The sequence below is a fragment of the Stenotrophomonas sp. A3_2 genome (genome assembly GCF_036624925.1).
Taxonomy (GTDB): domain Bacteria; phylum Pseudomonadota; class Gammaproteobacteria; order Xanthomonadales; family Xanthomonadaceae; genus Stenotrophomonas; species Stenotrophomonas hibiscicola.
Genome location: NZ_JAZKVY010000402.1, coordinates 1 through 17990 on the forward strand (window position 1 = coordinate 1; position 17990 = coordinate 17990).

The window sequence follows — 17990 nt, forward strand, 5'->3', positions numbered from 1 at the left end:
CAGCGGCTTGCTCGTGTTCGCTGTCCTGCGCACCCGGCAAGACCGGGGTTGGGCGTCCTGCCCAACCCGCCCCAGGCCAGCCTCGGGGCCCAGCGGCTGACACCCCCCCGCACCCACCCCCCCCGGCCTCTGACAATTTCCGTGTGCGTCCACCCACGGAAAGAAAAAAAGAAGAGCAAAAGCTGCTTGGCAGGGCGCTCTTTGTAGAGCCGAGCCCACGCTCGGCTGCTGTTCGCGATAAGACCCAGCCGAGCACGGGCTCGGCTCTACATTTTTCTCCGACATCAGAAACCGCTCTTGCCTTTGCCATCCGCTCCGTCACATGAACCTGTCGAGGCCGGGGCCGTGTGGGTTGGCAGGGGTGTCAGCCGCATGGATGCGGCTGCCAAGCCTCCATGGACGGATTCACGGCGCCCCCTGCCACCCCACACCGCCCCGGCCCACCCCCAGCATCATGAAGCGTCAGCGCTTTGGCAGTTGCTGTTGCTGTTGCCGTTGCCGTTGCCGTTGCCGTGCGCCTCTGCCTGCCGCAGGCATCGGCCCTCCCACCACCCGCACCCGATACAATGGCCGTCTGCCGTACCCCGGCATCCCGTCCCTGAGCCAAAGAGTTGCCCATGTCCATCGTCCGCATGACCGACCTCGACCTCTCCGGCAAGCGCGTGCTGATCCGCCAGGATCTGAACGTGCCGATCGAGAATGGCCGCATCACTTCCGAACAGCGCATCACCGCTTCGCTGCCGACGCTCAAGCGTGCGCTGGAGCAGGGCGCGGCGGTGATGGTCACCTCGCATCTGGGGCGCCCGAAGGAAGGCGTGTGGAGCGAAGCCGATTCACTGGCCCCGGTGGCTGCGCGCCTGTCCGAGCTGCTCGGCCGCGAAGTGCCGCTGGTGCGTGACTGGGTCGACGGCGTCGAGGTGCAGCCGGGCCAGCTGGTGCTGCTGGAAAATTGCCGCATGAACGTCGGCGAGGGCAAGGACGATGAAGCCCTGTCGAAGAAGTACGCGGCGCTATGCGATGTGTTCGTGATGGATGCCTTCGGCACCGCGCACCGTGCGCAGGCCTCCACCCATGGTGTCATCCGCTTCGCACCGGTCGCGGCCGGTGGCCCGCTGCTGATGGCCGAGCTGGACGCGCTGGCGCAGGCGCTGGATGCACCGGCCAAGCCGTTGCTTGCCATCGTCGCCGGCAGCAAGGTCAGCACCAAGCTGGAACTGCTGGCCAACCTGGTCGGCAAGGTCGATCAGCTGATCGTGGGTGGCGGCATCGCCAATACTTTCATTGCTGCCGCTGGCCATAACGTCGGCAAGTCGCTGTATGAACCGGACCTGCTGGACACGGCGAAGAAGATCGTGGCCGATGCGAAGGCGCGTGGCGCCGACATTCCGTTGCCGGTGGACGTGGTCACCGCCAAGCAGTTCCTGCCCGACGCTGCCGCGGAAGTGAAGGCGGTCGATGCCGTTGCCGAAGACGACCTGATCCTGGACATCGGCCCGCAGACCGCCGCGCAGTACGCGCAGCTGATCGAGAAGGCCGGCACCGTGGTCTGGAACGGCCCGGTCGGCGTGTTCGAGTTCGAGGCCTTCAGCAAGGGCACCGAAGCGCTGGCCCGCGCGATCGCCAGCTCGAGGGCATTCTCCATCGCCGGTGGCGGCGACACCCTGGCCGCAGTCGACAAGTTCGATATCGCCCAGCAGGTCAGCTACATCTCCACCGGCGGCGGTGCGTTCCTGGAGTTCCTGGAAGGCAAGACCCTGCCGGCGGTGGCCGCACTCGACGCGCGCGGCGCATGAGTGGCGAGCGCGGCAAGGATGTGCTGTTCTTCGACCTGGACGGCACGCTGATCGATTCGCAGGTGGGCATCACCGCCTGCATCGCCTATGCGCTGCAGAAGATGGAATACCCGGTGCCGCCGCAGGACACCCTGCGGGGCTGGATCGGTCCGTCGCTGCGTACCACCTTCATGCCGCTGTTCGGTGAACCGGCGCGGGTGGAACAGGCAGTGGGCTACTACCGGGAGCGCTTCGATGTCGAAGGCTGGCGCGAGCACACGGTGTACCCGCAGGTGGAGGACACCCTGCGCACGTTGCATGGTCGCGGCCACCGCCTGGCGGTGGTCACGGCCAAGAACGAGCCGCATGCGCGCCGCATCCTTGCCCACCTGCCGTTCGGCGGGCTGTTCGAGGAGATCGTCGGTTCGACCCTGGACGGCTCGCGCAGCCACAAGCCGGAACTGGTCGGCGAGGCGTTGCGTCGGCTGCAGGTGCAGCCTGCGCAGTGCTGGATGATCGGCGACCGCCGCATGGACATCGAAGGCGCGCGCCACCACGGCCTGCGCAGTGTGGGCGTGCTGTGGGGCTTTGGCGGTGAGGCCGAACTGACCGAAGCCGGCGCGGGTCAGCTGGCCCGTGAGCCGGCGCAGCTGACGACGCTGTTGGCCTAGGCTCCTGTAGAGCCAAGCCCATGCTCGGCTGCTTCGGCCTATGCCCAGCCGAGCATGGGCTCGGCTCTACAGAACTGCCTGCGCCGGCGTATGTCCGGGTGATGTCCGTTCCATGACCCGCGAAGACAAGCGGCACAAGGCTGTAACCGTATACATGCGACGTGAAGGATGTGCTAATTTCCGTCCTTTACCGGGAGAGGCCCATTCACCATGTTCGAGCGTCAGCGTCGCACCAAGATCCTTGCCACCCTCGGTCCGGCCACTGATCCGCCGGGCGTGCTGGAGGATCTTTTCCGCGCCGGCGTCAACGTGGTACGCCTGAACTTCAGCCATGGCGACCCCTCCGGCCAGGCCAAGCGTGCCGCCGAAGTGCGTGCCGCCGCTGCCCGCGTGGGCGTGGAAGTGGGCATCCTGGCCGACCTGCCGGGCCCGAAGATCCGCATCGAGCGCTTTGCCGAAGGCAAGGTGCAGCTCAAGGCGGGTGACCGCTTCGACCTGATCGCCAGCACCAACGCCGGCCCCGGCGATGCGACCCAGGTAGGCGTCAGCTACCTCGGCCTGCCGCAGGACGTCGGCCCGGGCGATGTCCTGCTGCTCGATGATGGCCTGATGCAGCTGCAGGTGGTGGAGGTGCAGGGCGAGCGCATCATCAGCACCGTGCTCAACGACGGCGCGCTGTCTGATCGCAAGGGACTGAACAAGCAGGGCGGTGGCCTCTCGCTGGGCGCACTGACCGAGCGCGACAAGGAACTGATCGGCATCGTCGCCAAGATCGGTGTCGACTTCATCGCCGTGTCGTTCTGCCGCAACGCGCAGGACATGAACGACGCGCGCGAGATCGCCCGCTCGCACGGCTGCGATGCCGCGCTGGTGTCGAAGATCGAGCGCACCGAGGCGATCGAGAACCTGGAAGAGATCGTCGAGGCCAGTGACGTTGTGATGGTCGCCCGTGGCGACCTCGGCGTGGAAATCGGCGATGCCGAGCTGCCCGGCCTGCAGAAGAAGATCATCAAGGCCTCGCTTGCGCAGAACAAGGTGGTGATCACCGCCACGCAGATGCTGCAGTCGATGGTTGAAAGCCCGATCCCGACCCGCGCCGAAGTGCTGGACGTGGCCAACTCGGTGATCGATGGCACCGACGCGGTGATGCTGTCTGCCGAGACCGCTGCCGGTGCCTGGCCGGTCAAGGCGGTGGAAGCGATGGCGCGTATCTGCCTGGGTGCCGAGCGCCAGTTCCAGACCGAGACCGACTTCAACGCCTCGCCGCGTAATCTGGAACGTGCCGACCAGGCGATTGCCATGGCCACCATGTTCCTGTCGCAGCACGTGGGCGTGCGTGCGATCGTGGCGATGACCGAATCCGGTGGCACCGCCCGCTACCTGTCGCGGTTCCGCGCCAAGGCGCCGGTGTTCGCAGTCACCCGCCACGACGGCGCGCGCCGCCAGATGGCCCTGATGCGCGATGTGTTCCCGATCAACTTCGACAGCCGGGGCCTGACCCCGCGCGAAGCCGCGCGCGGCAGCATCCGCCTGCTGGTGGAAGCCGAACTGCTGCAGGCCGGTGACCGCGTCGTGTTCACCAGTGGCGAGCACATGGAAACCCACGGTGCCACCAATACCCTGCGCCTGCTGGAAGTGGGAGAGGACGGCCGCGCCATCGGCCTGGGCGACCTCTGAGGCCCGCCGGGGTCGGATCCCCGCAAGGGCTCTGACCCCGTGCCGCAGGACATCGCTTGTCCTGCGCCGACATTGGAATCGTTTCCATTCTGGCCTGCACGCCGGCGCAACGGGCGGCGGGGCTATACTTGTGTTTTTCCCGCACCCGCCACAGGAAGTACATGAGCATCGAACAGCTGGCTGAAACCGCCCAGGCCATGGTTGCCCCGGGCAAGGGCATCATCGCGATCGACGAATCCACCGCTACCATCGCCAAGCGTTTCGCTGGCGTCGGTATCGAGAACACCGAGGAGAACCGTCGTGCCTACCGCGAACTGCTGCTGACCACGCCGAAGCTCAACGAGCACATCTCCGGCGCCATCCTGTTTGACGAAACCATCCGCCAGTCGACCAAGGACGGCGTGCCGTTCGCCAAGTACATGGCCGACCACGGCATGATTCCGGGCATCAAGGTGGACAAGGGCGCGCACCCGCTGGCCGGCTGCCCGGGCGAGCTGGTGACCGAAGGCCTGGATGGCCTGCGCGAGCGCCTGCAGGAGTACTACAAGCTGGGCGCGCGGTTTGCCAAGTGGCGTGCTGTGATCAACATCGGCGAGAGCATCCCGTCGGGCACCTGCATCGAGTCCAACGCCCATGCGCTGGCCCGCTACGCAGCGCTGTGCCAGGAATGCGGCCTGGTGCCGATGGTCGAGCCGGAAGTGATCATGGACGGCGACCACGACATCGAGACCTGCTACGAAGTCACCGAAGCGACCCTGCGTTCGCTGTTCGACGCCCTGTACCAGCAGAACGTGCTGCTGGAAGGCACCATCCTGAAGGCTTCGATGGTCATCTCGGGCAAGGACTGTGAAGAGCAGGCCGACGTCGAGGAAGTGGCCGAGTCGACCGTGATGTGCCTGAAGAGCACCGTGCCGGCCATCCTGCCGGGCGTGGTGTTCCTGTCCGGTGGCCAGAGCGACGAGCAGTCCACCGAGCACCTGAACGCGATGAACCAGCTGGGCAACCTGCCGTGGCCGCTGAGCTTCTCCTACGGCCGTGCCATGCAGCAGGCCGCGCTGAAGCTGTGGGCCAAGGACATGAAGGGCAACTACGCTGCTGCCCAGAAGACCGTGTACGAGCGCGCCAGGGACAATGGCCTGGCCGCGCTGGGCAAGTGGAACGGGTGATCCGTCCCATCGCTGGATGAACAAGGCAGCGCCGGCATCACGCCGGCGTTTGCTTTTGCGGGTATCTTTTCCGCCCCCATGCGCCCGGCCGGTGCGTGGGAACCACATGGAAGGCCAAGGAGAAACAACATGCGTTTGGCAGCAATCACACTGGCCGTAGCCACGGTCCTGGTCGCCGGCGGGTGCAACCGCATCGGTGGCGGCGGTGCCGAGGCAGGCAAGGCCGCGTCGCTCGATTTCGACAAGCCGGTCTCCGGCGAGATCACCTCGCGCAGCGGCATCAACTTCAATGACGGCAGCCATCACCAGCTCTACCAGATCAAGCTGGAAGACAGGGATCTGGTCGGCCTGAAGCTCACTGGTGCCCTCAGCGGCTCGATTGCGGTGTTCAACAACGGCAGCCTGGTATCCACCAGCAACACAGGCTATGAGCGCGAGGGGGACGTCTCGCTGGCTTTCCGTGCCAACGGCAGTGGTACCTACCAGGTGGCAGTCAACGCCGATGGCCCGACCGCGTTCGGCCCTTATCGCCTTCGCGCCGAGAAGCTGAAGCCGTACGACGGCAAGCCGCTGGCGGGCAGTGGCGAGATCGTCGATATGCTGGCCAGCAACTCGCAGGACTACACGTTGCAGGTGGACAAGGCGGGCCTGTACGAGATCCGGCTGGTCTCGGACGCCTTCGACCCGGTGCTGAAGCTGTCCGGGCAGGGCGTGGATGCCGAGAATGACGACGGCGGGGACAGCACCAACTCGCGCCTGACCCTGTCGCTGAAGCCGGGCAAGTACACGCTGACCGCGCGTGGCCTCGGCGACGGCGTCAGTGGCATGTTCACCTTGTCGGCCAATCGGATCGAGCTGCCGGGCAACCTGGTCGATCGCGATGGCACCGCACTGCCGAAGTCCGGCAGCGTGTACACGATGCTCGATAACGATGGCGTCCGCCGCTTCCTGCTGACGCTGGACCGTCCGACCAATGTGCGGCTGGATGCAATCTCCGGCCAGGTCGATACCGTGCTGCGCGTGGTTGGCGGCGATGTCGAACTGACCGACGATGACGGTGGCAACGATACCAACGCACGCCTGGAAGAAGCGTTGCCTGCCGGTCATTACACCGTCGAGGTGTCCAGCCTCAGCAACGGCGCGGGCATGGTGGAAGTGCGTGTGCAGGTGGACGGCGCCAGCGCCGATGGGGCTGCTGCTTCGGCGGCAAGTGCCGCTGCCGACGCGGCCGCTGCTGCGGCCGATGATGCCGCCGCGGTGGAAGCTGCCAGCCGTTGAGCGTGTTCCACACTCCGTGGGAGTGTGGACAAGGGCGCAACAGGAAAGGCCGGGCAATGCCCGGCCTTTTCCTTGACGCTGACCGCCGGATTCAGTGCGCGGCGGCGAAGCCCGCATCACCCAGCGGCGACAGCATCGAGCCGCGCGGTTCGCCGTCTGCGCCTTGCCCGGCGGCGCTCAACGCTTGCTGGTACGCCTTGGCCGTCGCGGTATTGAACGCCACCAGCACGATGCGCATCGGCTGCGCATGGCTGCGCTGCCAGGCCAGTGTCTCGGTCACGGCGATCTGCGCCGCCTGGTACAGCGGATAGCCATACACACCGCAGCTGATCGCCGGGAAGGCGATCGACTGCACCCCCAGCGACTCGGCCAGCTGCAGTGATTTCCAGTAGCAGTTGGCGAGCAATGCCGGCTCGTCGCGCTGGCCGTCGTGCCAGACCGGGCCCACCGTGTGCAGTACATGCCGTGCCGGCAAGGCGTAAGCGCCGGTGGCACGCACTTCGCCGGTCGGGCAACGCACGCCCGGGCGCAGCTCGGGCAACCGCTCGCACTCGGCCCGCAATGCGGGGCCGGCCGCACGATGGATCGCGCCGTCCACACCACCGCCGCCGAGCAATGTTTCGTTGGCCGCGTTGACGATCGCATCCACCGCCAGGGTCGTGATGTCACCCTGCCAAACTTCGATCTTCATGCGTCCGTCTCCTGCCTGTGAGGTGTTCCGCGCAGCCTCTGCGCCGGCTGTACCCCACGGTAGGGGACAGGGCATCGATACTGCGTCATGACCGTCTCACGCGCTGCGATCCGACGGCCTTCACGCACGATGGCGGTCGCTGCCTTCACGCAGGCTGAAGCGGTCATGGATCCGCGGCAGGCGGTGGCGCCAGGCAATGCCCGGCGGCTTGCGTCATGGCAGGCCAGCCAGCCAGTCGTCGTCGGAACCCTCGTTAACATCGGCGAACAGCGGCGTGGAGAAATAGCGTTCACCGGTGTCCGGCAGCATCGCCAGGATCACCGAGCCCGGCTCAGCGCGGGCTGCCACGTCCAGCGCGCTGGCCACGGTGGCGCCGGCGGAGATGCCGACGAAGATCCCTTCCTCCGCCGCCAGTCGGCGCGCGGTGGCGATGGCGCGGTCATCCTCCACCGACACCAGTTCATCCACCACATCGCGGTTGAGCACGTCCGGCACGAAATCCGGGGTCCAGCCTTGGATCTTGTGCGGTTTCCAATCATCGCCCTTGAGCAGGGCGGCGCCGGCGGGTTCGGTAGCAATGACGCGGGTCTGCGGGCGCGCGACCTTCAACACTTCGCCCACGCCGGTGAGCGTGCCGCCGGTGCCCCAGCCACTGACGAAGTAATCCAGCCGCTTGCCGGCGAAGTCGCGCAGGATCTCGGCGGCCGTGGTGTTGCGGTGATAAGCCGGATTGGCCGGGTTGGCGAACTGGCTGGCCAGGAACCAGCCATGCTGCTCGGCCAGTTCGCGCGCCTTGCGCACCATGCCGCTGCCACGCTCGGCGGCCGGGGTCAGGATTACCTTCGCGCCATAGGCGCGCATCAGTTTGCGACGCTCCACCGAAAAGGTCTCGACCATCGTGGCCACGAATTTGTAGCCGCGCGCGGCAGCGACCATCGCCAGCGCCACGCCGGTGTTGCCCGAGGTGGCCTCCACGATCGTGTCGCCCGGCTTGAGCAGGCCACGCGCTTCGGCGTCGAGGATGATTGCCAGCGCCAGGCGGTCCTTGACCGAGCCGCCCGGATTGAATGACTCGACCTTGGCGTAGACGCTGACCTGTGGCGGTGCCAGGCGCTGCAGCCTGACGATGGGGGTGTTGCCGACGGTATCGAGGATGGACTCGTACAGGGCCATGGAAGCGCTCCGGAAACGGGGCCGCGCCGGGCTTCGGCGGGCAAAGGGGGAGGGCTGGCTGTTCAGGCCAGCGGCTGCCGGCTGACCGTAGCGCCGGCATATGACGCCCGGAAATGACCAGATACCTTTCTTAAACAACCTTTGGTTATAAGCTGGTGACGGCAATTGACCCTAGAGTGGACCTCCGCCCCACGCCGCCTGCCTCCCATGACGCTGACCCAGCTGCGCTACCTGGTTGCCATTGCCGATGCCGAGCTGAACATCACGCTCGCTGCCTCGCGCGTGCACGCCACCCAGCCCGGCCTGTCCAAGCAGCTCAAGCAGCTGGAAGACGAGCTCGGCTTTCTGTTGTTCGTGCGCAAGGGCCGCAGCCTGGAGTCGGTCACCCCAGCCGGCACCGAGGTCATCGCCCGCGCCCGCGCGGTGCTGGCTGAGGCCAACAACATCCGCACCTACGCGGCGAACCAGCGTCGCGAGAGCCAGGGTCAGCTGATCCTGACCACCACGCACACCCAGGCGCGCTTCGTGCTGCCGCCGGCGGTGGCGGCGATCAAGCAGGCCTACCCGCAGGTCAGCGTGCACCTGCAGCAGGCCGGTGAAGCCGACGCGCTGGACCGCTTGAACCAGGGTGATGCCGATATTGCGATCATCAGCACCGCAGGCGGTGAGCCCACCGATGGCATCGCAGTGCCGCTGTTCCGGTGGCGGCGCCTGGTGGTGGTGCCCAAGGGCCATCCGCTGGACCGCGCCGGCCGCGCACCGGACCTGGCCGCGCTGGCCCGCCAGCCATTGATCAGCTACGAATCCTCGACCCGACCGAACTCATCCCTGCAACGCGCCTTCGCCGCCAATGGGCTGGTGCCCGATCTGGCACTGACCGCGCTGGATGCGGACCTGATCAAGACCTACGTGCGCACGGGTCTTGGCGTAGGCCTGCTGGCCGAGATGGCGGTCAGTTCCAACGATGAAGACCTGCGTTCGTGGCCGGCCCCGGACCCGATCGCCGAGTGCATCGCCTGGGCGGTGTTGCCGCGCGACCGGGTGCTGCGTGATTACGCGCTGGAACTGGTGCACGTGCTGGCACCGCAGATTGATCCGCGTGACCTGCGGCGGGTGCTGGATGGCAACCAGGCGGCGGCGTGGCCGGTGCCACCGACGTGGGAGTCACTGACCCAGACCATCACGGTGTGAGGGGTTGGTCGAGCAGGGCTTGCAGCCCTGCACCTGCTGCGGCATTCAAGCAACAGCAACAGCAACAGCAGAAGCGGTATTCCGTGGGATGGCGGGGCGGTGTCGGAGTGCGGGGACGCCGTAAACCCGTCCCTGGGGGCTTGGCAGCCGCATCCATGCGGCTGACACCCCGCACTCCGACACCGCCCCACCTCTGACAGATTCCGGCGGCTGTTGGTAGATGTCGACTTTGGTCGACACGGTAGATCCACGCCATGCGTGGATGAATCTCCATCGAAATCGAATATTTCGAATTGAAATCGAAAAGCATCCACGCATGGCGTGGATCTACTGCAGATCGCGGAGATCTGTCGAAGGCGGGATGGGTCCGGTTGCGGGAGTGTCCGCGGCATGGATGCCGCGGCCAAGCCCCCATGGATGGGTTTACGGCGTCTCCCGCAACCGGACCCACCCCGCCTACCCTCAGGAAACCGCTTTTGCTGTTGCTTCGGCTCTTGCCGTGGTCCGCAGCAGGTGCAGGGCTGCAAGCCCTGCCGACAAACCTCCTCCTGCGACGGTTCGTCGCACAGGGCAACCCTGGACCCGCCTCTACACTAGCGCGGTGACCCGCCTGTCCCGCCCGCAGCGCCTTCTGCTCCAGCTCGCCGTCCTGGCGACGCTGCTGATGGTGCTTGCGCCGCTGGTCAGCCGCGCGCTGCAGGCGCCGCCGATGGACCACACCGCAATGGCGGGCATGGACCACGCCGCCATGGGCCATGGCATGCACGACATGACCATGGCCGGGCACGACCCGCATGGCGCTTCGCAGGCAGCACCCAACCGCCCAGCAGGCCCTCACGCCATGCATGGCGAAGCCTGCGAATACTGCGTGCTGGCCATGCGCCTGCTGCCGTGGCTGGCGGTGCTGGTGCTGCAGTTGCCGCTGCTGTGGCGGCCGCGCCTGGTGTTCCCGTGGTCGCAACAGGTGCTGCCGGCACTGCGCTGGCCGGCGCATGCCGCACGTGGACCACCGCGCTCCTCCATCGTCCGCTGATGTCCCTATCGAATCTGCCGCACGACGCCTGACCGGGCGCCGTGCGCGCGTGCGTACCTTGGAGCTGTTCCGATGAAAATGACTTCCCGCCCCGCGGGCGCCTGCGCGCGCCTGCCGGTTGCCCTTGGCCTGGCCGTGGCCGCGTCACTGGCCCACGCTGCGCCTGCTGAAGAAGCGCGCACCCTCGACACGATGGTGGTCACTGCCGCCGCGCCTTCGTCGCCACTGCACTGGGTGACCGATCCGCGCCTGCCGCGGCAGCCGGTCCCCGCCAGTGATGGCGCCGATTACCTGAAGACCGTGCCTGGCTTCTCCGCCATCCGCAACGGCGGCACCAACGGTGACCCGGTGCTGCGCGGCATGTTCGGTTCGCGGCTGAACATCCTCAGCAACGATGGCAACCTGATCGGTGCCTGCCCGTCGCGCATGGACAATCCGCTTTCCTATATCGCGCCGGAGAGCTTCGACCGGCTGACCATCATCAAGGGCCCGCAGAGCGTGCGCTGGGGCGCAGGTGCCTCGGCCGGCACCATCCGTTTCGAGCGCGATACGCCGCGCTTCGAGGAACCCGGTCTGCGTGCCGATGCCAGTGGACTGGTCGGCTCGCGCAACCGCAACGACCAGGTGCTGGACCTGACGCTGGGCAATCCGGCCGGTTACGTGCGTGCCAGCGGCAATCGCTCGGAAGCGGACGACTACAAGGATGGTCATGGTGACGTGGTGCCGTCGAAGTGGCGCAAGTGGAACGGCGACGTGGCCATCGGCTGGACGCCGGACGCCGATACGCTGCTGGAAATCTCCGCCGGTGCCGGCGATGCGATCGCGCGCTATGCCGGGCGTGGCATGGACGGCGCCGCGTTCGAGCGCACCAGCTACGCGGCACGCTTCGAGAAGCGCAACCTGCCGGGCGCGTGGGAAACGTTGCAGGCCAACGTGTACTACAACGAAGCCGACCATGTGATGGACAACTACACGCTGCGCACGCCGAATCCCAACAGCATGATGCCCATGCCGATGGCTTCGAATGTGGACCGCCGAACTCAGGGCGGCCGGGCCAGTTCCGAGTGGCGCTGGCAGGAGGTGCAGCTGGTGGCCGGTGTGGACGGTGAGGACAGCCGCCACCGTGGCCGCAACGGCATGGGCCGCGGTACTTACCGCCAGGCCGCGTGGCAGACCGATGCGAACTTCCACCGCTATGGCGTGTTCACCGAGTTGACCCTGGGTGCCGGCACGGACCAGCGCTGGATCAGTGGCCTGCGCATCGACCGTGCCAGCGCCCGCGATGAGCGGCAATCGATCGGCGGCATGATGGGCAACCGGCCCAATCCCAGCGCCGGGCAGACGCGCAAGGAATGGCTCGGCAGCGGGTTCCTGCGCTACGAGCAGGACCTTGCCGACGGCCTGACCTGGTACGCCGGCCTCGGCCACAGTGAACGCATGCCCGACTACTGGGAGCTGTTCTCGCCCAACCATGGCCCGTCGGGCGCAGTGAACGCGTTCGCCGGCGTGCAGCCCGAGCGCACCACCCAGCTCGACGTGGGCCTGCAGTTCAAGGGGCCGCGCGTACATGCGTGGGTATCGGCGTATGCCGGGCAGATCCAGGACTACATCCTGTTCACCTACCATGGCAGCGGCATGATGGGCATGAGCCAGGCCAACAACGTCGATGCGCGCATCGCCGGTGCCGAAGCCGGGCTGGAAGTGAGCCTGGCTGCGCAGTGGAAGCTGGGTGGCACGCTGGCCTATGCCTGGGGCGAGAACCGCGACCAGCAGCGTCCGCTGCCGCAGATGCCGCCGTTGGAAGCGCGCCTGAGCGCGAACTGGGAAGGCCAGCGCTGGAGTGCCGGTGCGCTGCTGCGTGCGGTGACCCATCAGCATCGTGTCGCAGACGGACAGGGCAACGTGGTCGCGCAGGACCTGGGGCCGAGTGCCGGCTTCGCTACCTTCGCGCTCAATGCCGCTTACCGCTTCAGTTCGCAGCTGCAGCTCAGTGCGGGCGTCGACAATCTGTTCGACCGCGCCTACAGCGAGCACCTGAACCTGGCCGGCAGCGCCGACTTCGGCTTCCCGGCCGACCCGGTACGCATCAACGAGCCCGGGCGCAGCCTGTGGATGAAGGTGAACTACCGGTACTGATCGGCCGGGTAAAAAAACGGGGCCGGATCCCCGCCAGGATCCGTCCCCGCCCGACGCCCTCTGTCGGGCAGCTTCGACTCTACGATGACAACGCCTGCGGCGCACGGCGGGATACACCTCGACACATGCCGACACCGCTGCTGCGAGCCTTGCACGGAACAGGTTCACGGCGCTATCGCGCCTCCGGTGCCACGCCAGTAAACGCTTGGCACATATCGCTTCCACGGGTGCTTGCCTACACTCGGCGGCCGTGGATCTATCAGGACCGTTCATGTTGGCTCGCATTGCTTCGACCCTGGCCCTTGGCCTCAGCCTGGCCCTTCTGGCCGGGTGCGGGGGCAAACAGGAGGCCGCCGCCCGTCGGCAGGGCGAAGCGGTGCCGGTGACCGCGCAGGTCGTGCAGTCCTCGCAGTGGAATGACACGCTGCAGGCGCTGGGCACGGCCAAGGCGCGCGAGTCCATCAGCGTGACGGCCAAGGTCAGCGAAATCGTCGAGAAGGTGCACTTTGAAAGTGGCCAGCATGTGGCCGCCGGTGCGCCGATCGTGACCCTGCGCGGGCAGGCCCAGGAGGCCGCGCTGGTGCAGGCGCAGGCCACCTTCCACGAAGCCGACCAGCTGTACAGGCGCCAGCGCGAGCTGGCCTCCCAGCGGCTGGTGTCCAGCGCCACCCTGGATACGCAGAAGTCGATCCGCGATGCGGCCGAGGCGCGCGTGATGCAGATGCAGGCCGACATCGGTGACCGCCGCGTGCGCGCGCCGTTCGCTGGCGTGCTCGGCATCCGCCAGGTCAGCCCCGGCTCGCTGGTGACCCCGACCACGGTCATCGCCACGCTCGATGACATCGAGCACATGCACGTCGATTTCCAGGTGCCGGAAGTGGAACTGGCTGCGCTGGGCGTCGGTGACAAGGTCAGCGCCACCAGCGTGGCGTGGCCGGGCCGCACCTTCGAGGGTGAGGTCAGCACCATCGATGCGCGCATCGATCCGGTCACCCGTGCGGTGACCGTGCGCGCCGACTTCGCCAACGGCGATCATGCGCTGCGCCCGGGCATGCTGCTGGACGTGCGGCTGTTCCGCCCCGAGCGCCCGGCGCTGGTGGTCCCGGAAATCGCCGTGGTGCAGGTCGGCCGCGATACCTTCGTGTACCGCATCAAGGCCGACGACAGCGTCGAGCGCGTGGACGTGGTCACCGGTGCGCGCCGCGCCGGCGTGGTCGAGATCAAGCAGGGGCTGGAAGCGGGCCAGCGCATCGTGGTTGATGGCACCGGCAAGCTGCGCCCGGGCCTGAAGGTCGCGGCCACGGATGCGGCACCGGCCAGCGGCGCGAAACCGGATGCCGCGCCGGCACCGGCCGCGGCCGAGGGGCACGGCGGATGAAACTGTCCGACATCTCCATCCAGCGGCCGGTGTTCGCCGTGGTGATGAGCCTGCTGCTGCTGGTGCTGGGCGTGATGTCCTTCACCCGCCTGACCCTGCGCGAGCTGCCTGCCATCGACCCGCCCATTGTTTCGGTGTCGGTGGATTACACCGGTGCCTCGGCGGCGGTCATCGAAAGCCGCATCACCCAGGTGCTGGAAGATGCGCTGGCCGGCATCGAAGGCATCGATACGATCAACGCGCGCAGCACCAACGGCCGCTCGCAGGTCAGCATCGAGTTCACCTCCAACCGCGATATCGAAGCGGCGGCCAACGACGTGCGCGATGCGGTCAGCCGCGTCGCCGACCGCATGCCGGAAGAAGCGCGGCCGCCGGAAATCGCCAAGGTCGAAAGCGATGCCGACCCGATCATCTGGTTCAACATGGTCTCTTCGACCATGGACACGCTGGAACTGAGCGATTACGCCGACCGCTATGTGGTCGACCGCTTCTCCAGCCTCGACGGCGTGGCCCAGGTCCGCATCGGCGGCCGCCAGCGCTATGCGATGCGCATCTGGCTGGACCGCGACCAGCTGGCCGCACGTGGGCTGACCACCGGCGACGTGGAAACCGCACTGCGCAACGAGAACGTGGAACTGCCGGCCGGCCGCATCGAGTCGACCGACCGTGATTTCACCCTGCGCGTGGAGCGCAACTACATCAAGCCCGAGGATTTCGCCACCATCCCGCTGGGCAAGGGCCGCGATGGCTACGTGGTGCGCATGGGCGACGTGGCGAAGATCGAACTGGCCTCGGCCGAGCGCCGCGCCTACTACCGCAGTAACGGCGAGCCGGGCATCGGCCTGGGTATCGTCAAGACCTCCACCGCCAACTCGCTGGACGTGGCGCGCACCGCGCGCGCTGAAGCCGAGCGGGTGGCACTGACCCTGCCCAAGGGCACGCAGATCTTTGTTGCGTTCGACAACACCACCTTCATCGAAGCCGCCGTTGACCGCGTCTACGCCACGCTGGTGGAGGCAATGATCCTGGTGCTGGCGGTGATCTGGCTGTTCCTCGGCAGCTTCCGTGCCGCACTGATTCCGGCGGTGACCGTGCCGGTCTGCCTGGTGGCCGCGTTCATCGCACTGTACGCGTTCGACTTCTCGATCAACCTGCTGACCCTGTTGGCACTGGTGCTGTGCATCGGCCTGGTGGTGGACGATGCGATCGTGGTGGTGGAAAACGTGCAGCGCCGCATCGACCTGGGCGAGCCCCCACTGGTGGCCTCCAAGCGCGGTACCACGCAGGTTGCCTTCGCGGTGATCGCCACCACCGCCGTGCTGGTGGCGGTGTTCCTGCCGGTCGGTTTTCTGGAAGGCAATACCGGGCGCCTGTTCCGCGAGCTGGCGGTGGCGCTGGCGGCAGCGGTGGCGCTGTCCGCATTCGTAGCGCTGACGCTGACGCCGATGATGGCGTCCAAGCTGCTCAAGCCGCACACAGGGCAGGCACCACGTGGCCTGCATGGCTTCATCAACCGCAATCTGGAGCGCCTGGCCTCGGGCTATGGCCGCGTGCTCGACCACCATGTCGACCGCACCTGGATCTACCTGCTGGTGATGGTGGCCGCACTGGCTGCCAGCTGGGGCCTGCTCAAGCTGCTGCCGTCGGAACTGGCGCCGGCCGAAGACCGCGGTTCGTTCCAGATCATGATCGACGGCCCGGAAGGCGCCGGCTACGACTACACCGTGCAGCAGGTGCAGCAGGTAGAAGCGCTGCTGGCGCCGCATGTCGGCCCGGACAAGCCGATCGTGCGCGCCAACCCGCGCGTGCCGGGCGGCTGGGGTGCCAGCGAGGAGATGCACACCGGCCGCGTCAGCATCTTCCTGCAGCCGTGGCGCCAGCGCAGCGAGGGGACGCCTGAAGTGGCCGACGCGCTGCAGAAAGAACTGGACACCATCCGCGGCGTGCGCGTGCGCACGCAGGTGGGCGGTGGCCTGGTGCGCAGTGGCGGGCAGCCGTTCCAGATCGTGCTGGGCGGCCCCGAATATGCCGAGATCGCGCAGTGGCGCGACCGCATCCTGCTGCGCATGGCCGACAATCCCGGCCTGGTCGGCCCCGACTCGGACTACAAGGAAACCCGGCCGCAGATGCGGGTGAACATCGACCGCCAGCGCGCGGCCGACCTCGGCGTGCCGGTCACCGCGATCGGATCGGCGCTGGAAACCATGATGGGTTCGCGCCGCGTCACCACCTTCGTCGACAACGGCGAGGAGTACGACGTGCTGGTGCAGGCCGGGCGCGATGGCCGTGCCAGCCCGGCCGACCTGGCCGCGATCCGCGTGCGTGCCACCTCCGGCGAGCTGGTGCCGCTGTCCAACCTGGTCACGCTGAGCGAAGTGGCCGAGGCCGGAACCCTGAACCGCTTCAACCGACTGCGCTCGATCACCATCAGTGCCGGCCTGGCGCCAGGCTATCCGTTGGGCGAGGCCATTGCCTGGGCACAGAACGTGGCCCGGGAAGAACTGCCGCAGTACGCACAGGTGAACTGGAAGGGTGAGTCGCGTGAGTACCAGAGTGCCGGCGGCGCGGTGCTGCTGACCTTCGCGATGGCCCTGCTGGTGGTGTACCTGGTGCTGGCCGCGCAGTTCGAAAGCTTCATCCACCCGCTCACCATCATGCTGACCGTGCCGCTGGGTGTGCTCGGTGCGCTGGTCGGCCTGTGGGTGAGTGGCGGCACGGTGAACCTGTTCAGCCAGATCGGCATCGTGATGCTGGTTGGCCTGGCCGCGAAGAACGGCATCCTCATCGTCGAATTCGCCAACCAGCTGCGCGATGACGGGCGCACGGTGCGCGAGGCGATCATCGAATCGGCGATGGTGCGCCTGCGCCCGATCCTGATGACCTCGATCGCCACCGTGGTCGGCGCGATCCCGCTGGTGGTGGCCGGTGGCCCCGGCTCGGCCAGCCGTGGCACGATCGGCATCGTGATCATCTTCGGCGTAACCCTTTCGACCTTCCTGTCGCTGTTCGTGGTGCCGGCGTTCTACGCACGGCTGGCCCCGTACACCCGCTCGCCGGAAGCGGTGAAGCGCGAGCTGGAGAAGCAGGAAGCGGAATCACCGTCGGTGGGTGGCCATGCCTGACCCGACCACCGTGCTGCGAGGTGAAGGCTTCCAATTGCGCCCCTGGCGCCCGGATGATCTGGAATCGCTGCTGCACCACGCCAACGACGCCGAGGTGTCGCGCGGCCTGCGTGATCGCTTTCCGTACCCGTACACGCGCGGGGATGGCGAGGCCTTCCTCGCCGGCCGCGTGCTGGCTCCCGGCACCCTGAACCTGGCCATCGAGATAGACGGCCAGGCCTGCGGCAGCGTCGGTGCCCAGCAGGGCGTGGCCGAGCGTGGGCATACCGCCGAACTGGGTTACTGGCTGGGCCGGGCCTACTGGGGCCAGGGCCTGATGACCCGGGTGGTCGGTGTGTTTGCGCCTTGGGTGATGGACGAGCTGCGCCTGTTCAGGCTGCAGGCCACGGTGGTCGACTTCAATCTCGGCTCGGCCCGGGTGCTGGAGAAGAACGGCTTCCAGGAAGAGGGCGTGGAGCGCTGCGCGGTCTACAAGCGCGGCGCGCTGCACGACCTGCGCCGCTTCGCCCGGGTACGCACGCAGCTGCCCTGAACGCGCGGGCTGGCCGCTGTAGCGGCGCGCCCCACCGGCGGGGGGTACCGGGGCCCACCCCGGCCCGGGCGCGGGGGCGCCCCCCCCCCGCCCCGGGCGGGCCCCCCCCGCAACAGCGGCCAGCCCGCGCGTTCAGGGCAGCTGCGTGCGTACCCGGGCGAAGCGGCGCA

Annotated in this window: 13 protein-coding genes; 11 read left to right on the top strand and 2 right to left on the bottom strand. The window is 67.4% G+C overall.

The genetic code is table 11. The annotated features are described in order from the left end of the window. Positions 1–617 precede the first annotated feature (617 nt). From R5H29_RS22855 to R5H29_RS22875, 5 genes are all read left to right on the top strand, one after another. Positions 618–1793, top strand: coding sequence for a phosphoglycerate kinase (locus tag R5H29_RS22855; protein WP_332329906.1), 1176 nt, complete (start codon positions 618–620; stop codon positions 1791–1793). Beyond that, on the top strand, positions 1790–2443 hold the full coding sequence (locus R5H29_RS22860) for an HAD hydrolase-like protein (protein WP_019660016.1): 654 nt from the start codon (positions 1790–1792) through the stop codon (positions 2441–2443). Before R5H29_RS22855 ends, R5H29_RS22860 begins: the two co-directional genes overlap by 4 nt. Positions 2444–2653: 210 nt before the next feature. Beyond that, on the top strand, positions 2654–4120 hold the full coding sequence (gene pyk, locus R5H29_RS22865) for a pyruvate kinase (protein WP_021203676.1): 1467 nt from the start codon (positions 2654–2656) through the stop codon (positions 4118–4120). 161 nt (positions 4121–4281) lie between these two features. Next, positions 4282–5286, top strand: a complete 1005-nt coding sequence (locus R5H29_RS22870; protein WP_019660018.1) for a class I fructose-bisphosphate aldolase — start codon at positions 4282–4284, stop codon at positions 5284–5286. Between the two features lie 129 nt (positions 5287–5415). Beyond that, on the top strand, positions 5416–6564 hold the full coding sequence (locus R5H29_RS22875; protein ID WP_019660019.1) for a hypothetical protein: 1149 nt from the start codon (positions 5416–5418) through the stop codon (positions 6562–6564). Between the two features lie 91 nt (positions 6565–6655). Here the strand turns inward: R5H29_RS22875 and R5H29_RS22880 are convergent, their stop codons facing one another. Next, on the bottom strand, positions 6656–7255 hold the full coding sequence (locus R5H29_RS22880; protein ID WP_019660020.1) for an O-acetyl-ADP-ribose deacetylase: 600 nt from the start codon (positions 7253–7255) through the stop codon (positions 6656–6658). Between the two features lie 213 nt (positions 7256–7468). After that, positions 7469–8428, bottom strand: a complete 960-nt coding sequence (cysK, locus tag R5H29_RS22885) for a cysteine synthase A (RefSeq protein ID WP_019660021.1) — start codon at positions 8426–8428, stop codon at positions 7469–7471. A gap of 207 nt (positions 8429–8635) precedes the next feature. Here cysK and R5H29_RS22890 point away from each other — a divergent pair, with 207 nt between their 5' ends. The 6 genes from R5H29_RS22890 to R5H29_RS22915 all read left to right on the top strand — a co-directional run bounded on the left by R5H29_RS22890 (position 8636) and on the right by R5H29_RS22915 (position 17820). Beyond that, a complete protein-coding gene (locus R5H29_RS22890) occupies positions 8636–9619 on the top strand; it encodes a LysR family transcriptional regulator (protein WP_019660022.1) in 984 nt (327 codons plus the stop codon). A gap of 601 nt (positions 9620–10220) precedes the next feature. After that, positions 10221–10652, top strand: a complete 432-nt coding sequence (locus R5H29_RS22895; RefSeq protein WP_134735750.1) for a DUF2946 domain-containing protein — start codon at positions 10221–10223, stop codon at positions 10650–10652. A 72-nt stretch (positions 10653–10724) separates the two neighbouring features. Beyond that, complete coding sequence (locus tag R5H29_RS22900; RefSeq protein ID WP_332329907.1) at positions 10725–12788, top strand: TonB-dependent copper receptor; 2064 nt, start codon at positions 10725–10727, stop codon at positions 12786–12788. A gap of 271 nt (positions 12789–13059) precedes the next feature. Continuing rightward, positions 13060–14166 (top strand): efflux RND transporter periplasmic adaptor subunit, encoded by a 1107-nt coding sequence (locus R5H29_RS22905; RefSeq protein WP_332329908.1) that lies wholly within the window; start codon positions 13060–13062, stop codon positions 14164–14166. Next, the gene (locus tag R5H29_RS22910) at positions 14163–17288 is read left to right on the top strand and encodes an efflux RND transporter permease subunit (RefSeq protein ID WP_111098279.1); all 3126 of its coding nucleotides are present in this window, start codon (positions 14163–14165) and stop codon (positions 17286–17288) included. The genes R5H29_RS22905 and R5H29_RS22910 overlap by 4 nt, the downstream gene beginning before the upstream one ends. Then, on the top strand, positions 17281–17820 hold the full coding sequence (locus R5H29_RS22915) for a GNAT family N-acetyltransferase (RefSeq protein WP_134731277.1): 540 nt from the start codon (positions 17281–17283) through the stop codon (positions 17818–17820). Before R5H29_RS22910 ends, R5H29_RS22915 begins: the two co-directional genes overlap by 8 nt. Positions 17821–17990 lie beyond the last annotated feature (170 nt).

Coding starts and splice junctions, on each gene's coding strand:
- R5H29_RS22855 (WP_332329906.1), top strand. CDS start 618: ATGTCCATCGTCCGCATGACCGACCTCGACCTCTCCGGCAAGCGCGTG.
- R5H29_RS22875 (WP_019660019.1), top strand. CDS start 5,416: ATGCGTTTGGCAGCAATCACACTGGCCGTAGCCACGGTCCTGGTCGCC.
- cysK (WP_019660021.1), bottom strand. CDS start 8,428: ATGGCCCTGTACGAGTCCATCCTCGATACCGTCGGCAACACCCCCATC.
- R5H29_RS22860 (WP_019660016.1), top strand. CDS start 1,790: ATGAGTGGCGAGCGCGGCAAGGATGTGCTGTTCTTCGACCTGGACGGC.
- R5H29_RS22900 (WP_332329907.1), top strand. CDS start 10,725: ATGAAAATGACTTCCCGCCCCGCGGGCGCCTGCGCGCGCCTGCCGGTT.
- R5H29_RS22905 (WP_332329908.1), top strand. CDS start 13,060: ATGTTGGCTCGCATTGCTTCGACCCTGGCCCTTGGCCTCAGCCTGGCC.
- R5H29_RS22910 (WP_111098279.1), top strand. CDS start 14,163: ATGAAACTGTCCGACATCTCCATCCAGCGGCCGGTGTTCGCCGTGGTG.
- R5H29_RS22880 (WP_019660020.1), bottom strand. CDS start 7,255: ATGAAGATCGAAGTTTGGCAGGGTGACATCACGACCCTGGCGGTGGAT.
- R5H29_RS22870 (WP_019660018.1), top strand. CDS start 4,282: ATGAGCATCGAACAGCTGGCTGAAACCGCCCAGGCCATGGTTGCCCCG.
- pyk (WP_021203676.1), top strand. CDS start 2,654: ATGTTCGAGCGTCAGCGTCGCACCAAGATCCTTGCCACCCTCGGTCCG.
- R5H29_RS22890 (WP_019660022.1), top strand. CDS start 8,636: ATGACGCTGACCCAGCTGCGCTACCTGGTTGCCATTGCCGATGCCGAG.
- R5H29_RS22915 (WP_134731277.1), top strand. CDS start 17,281: ATGCCTGACCCGACCACCGTGCTGCGAGGTGAAGGCTTCCAATTGCGC.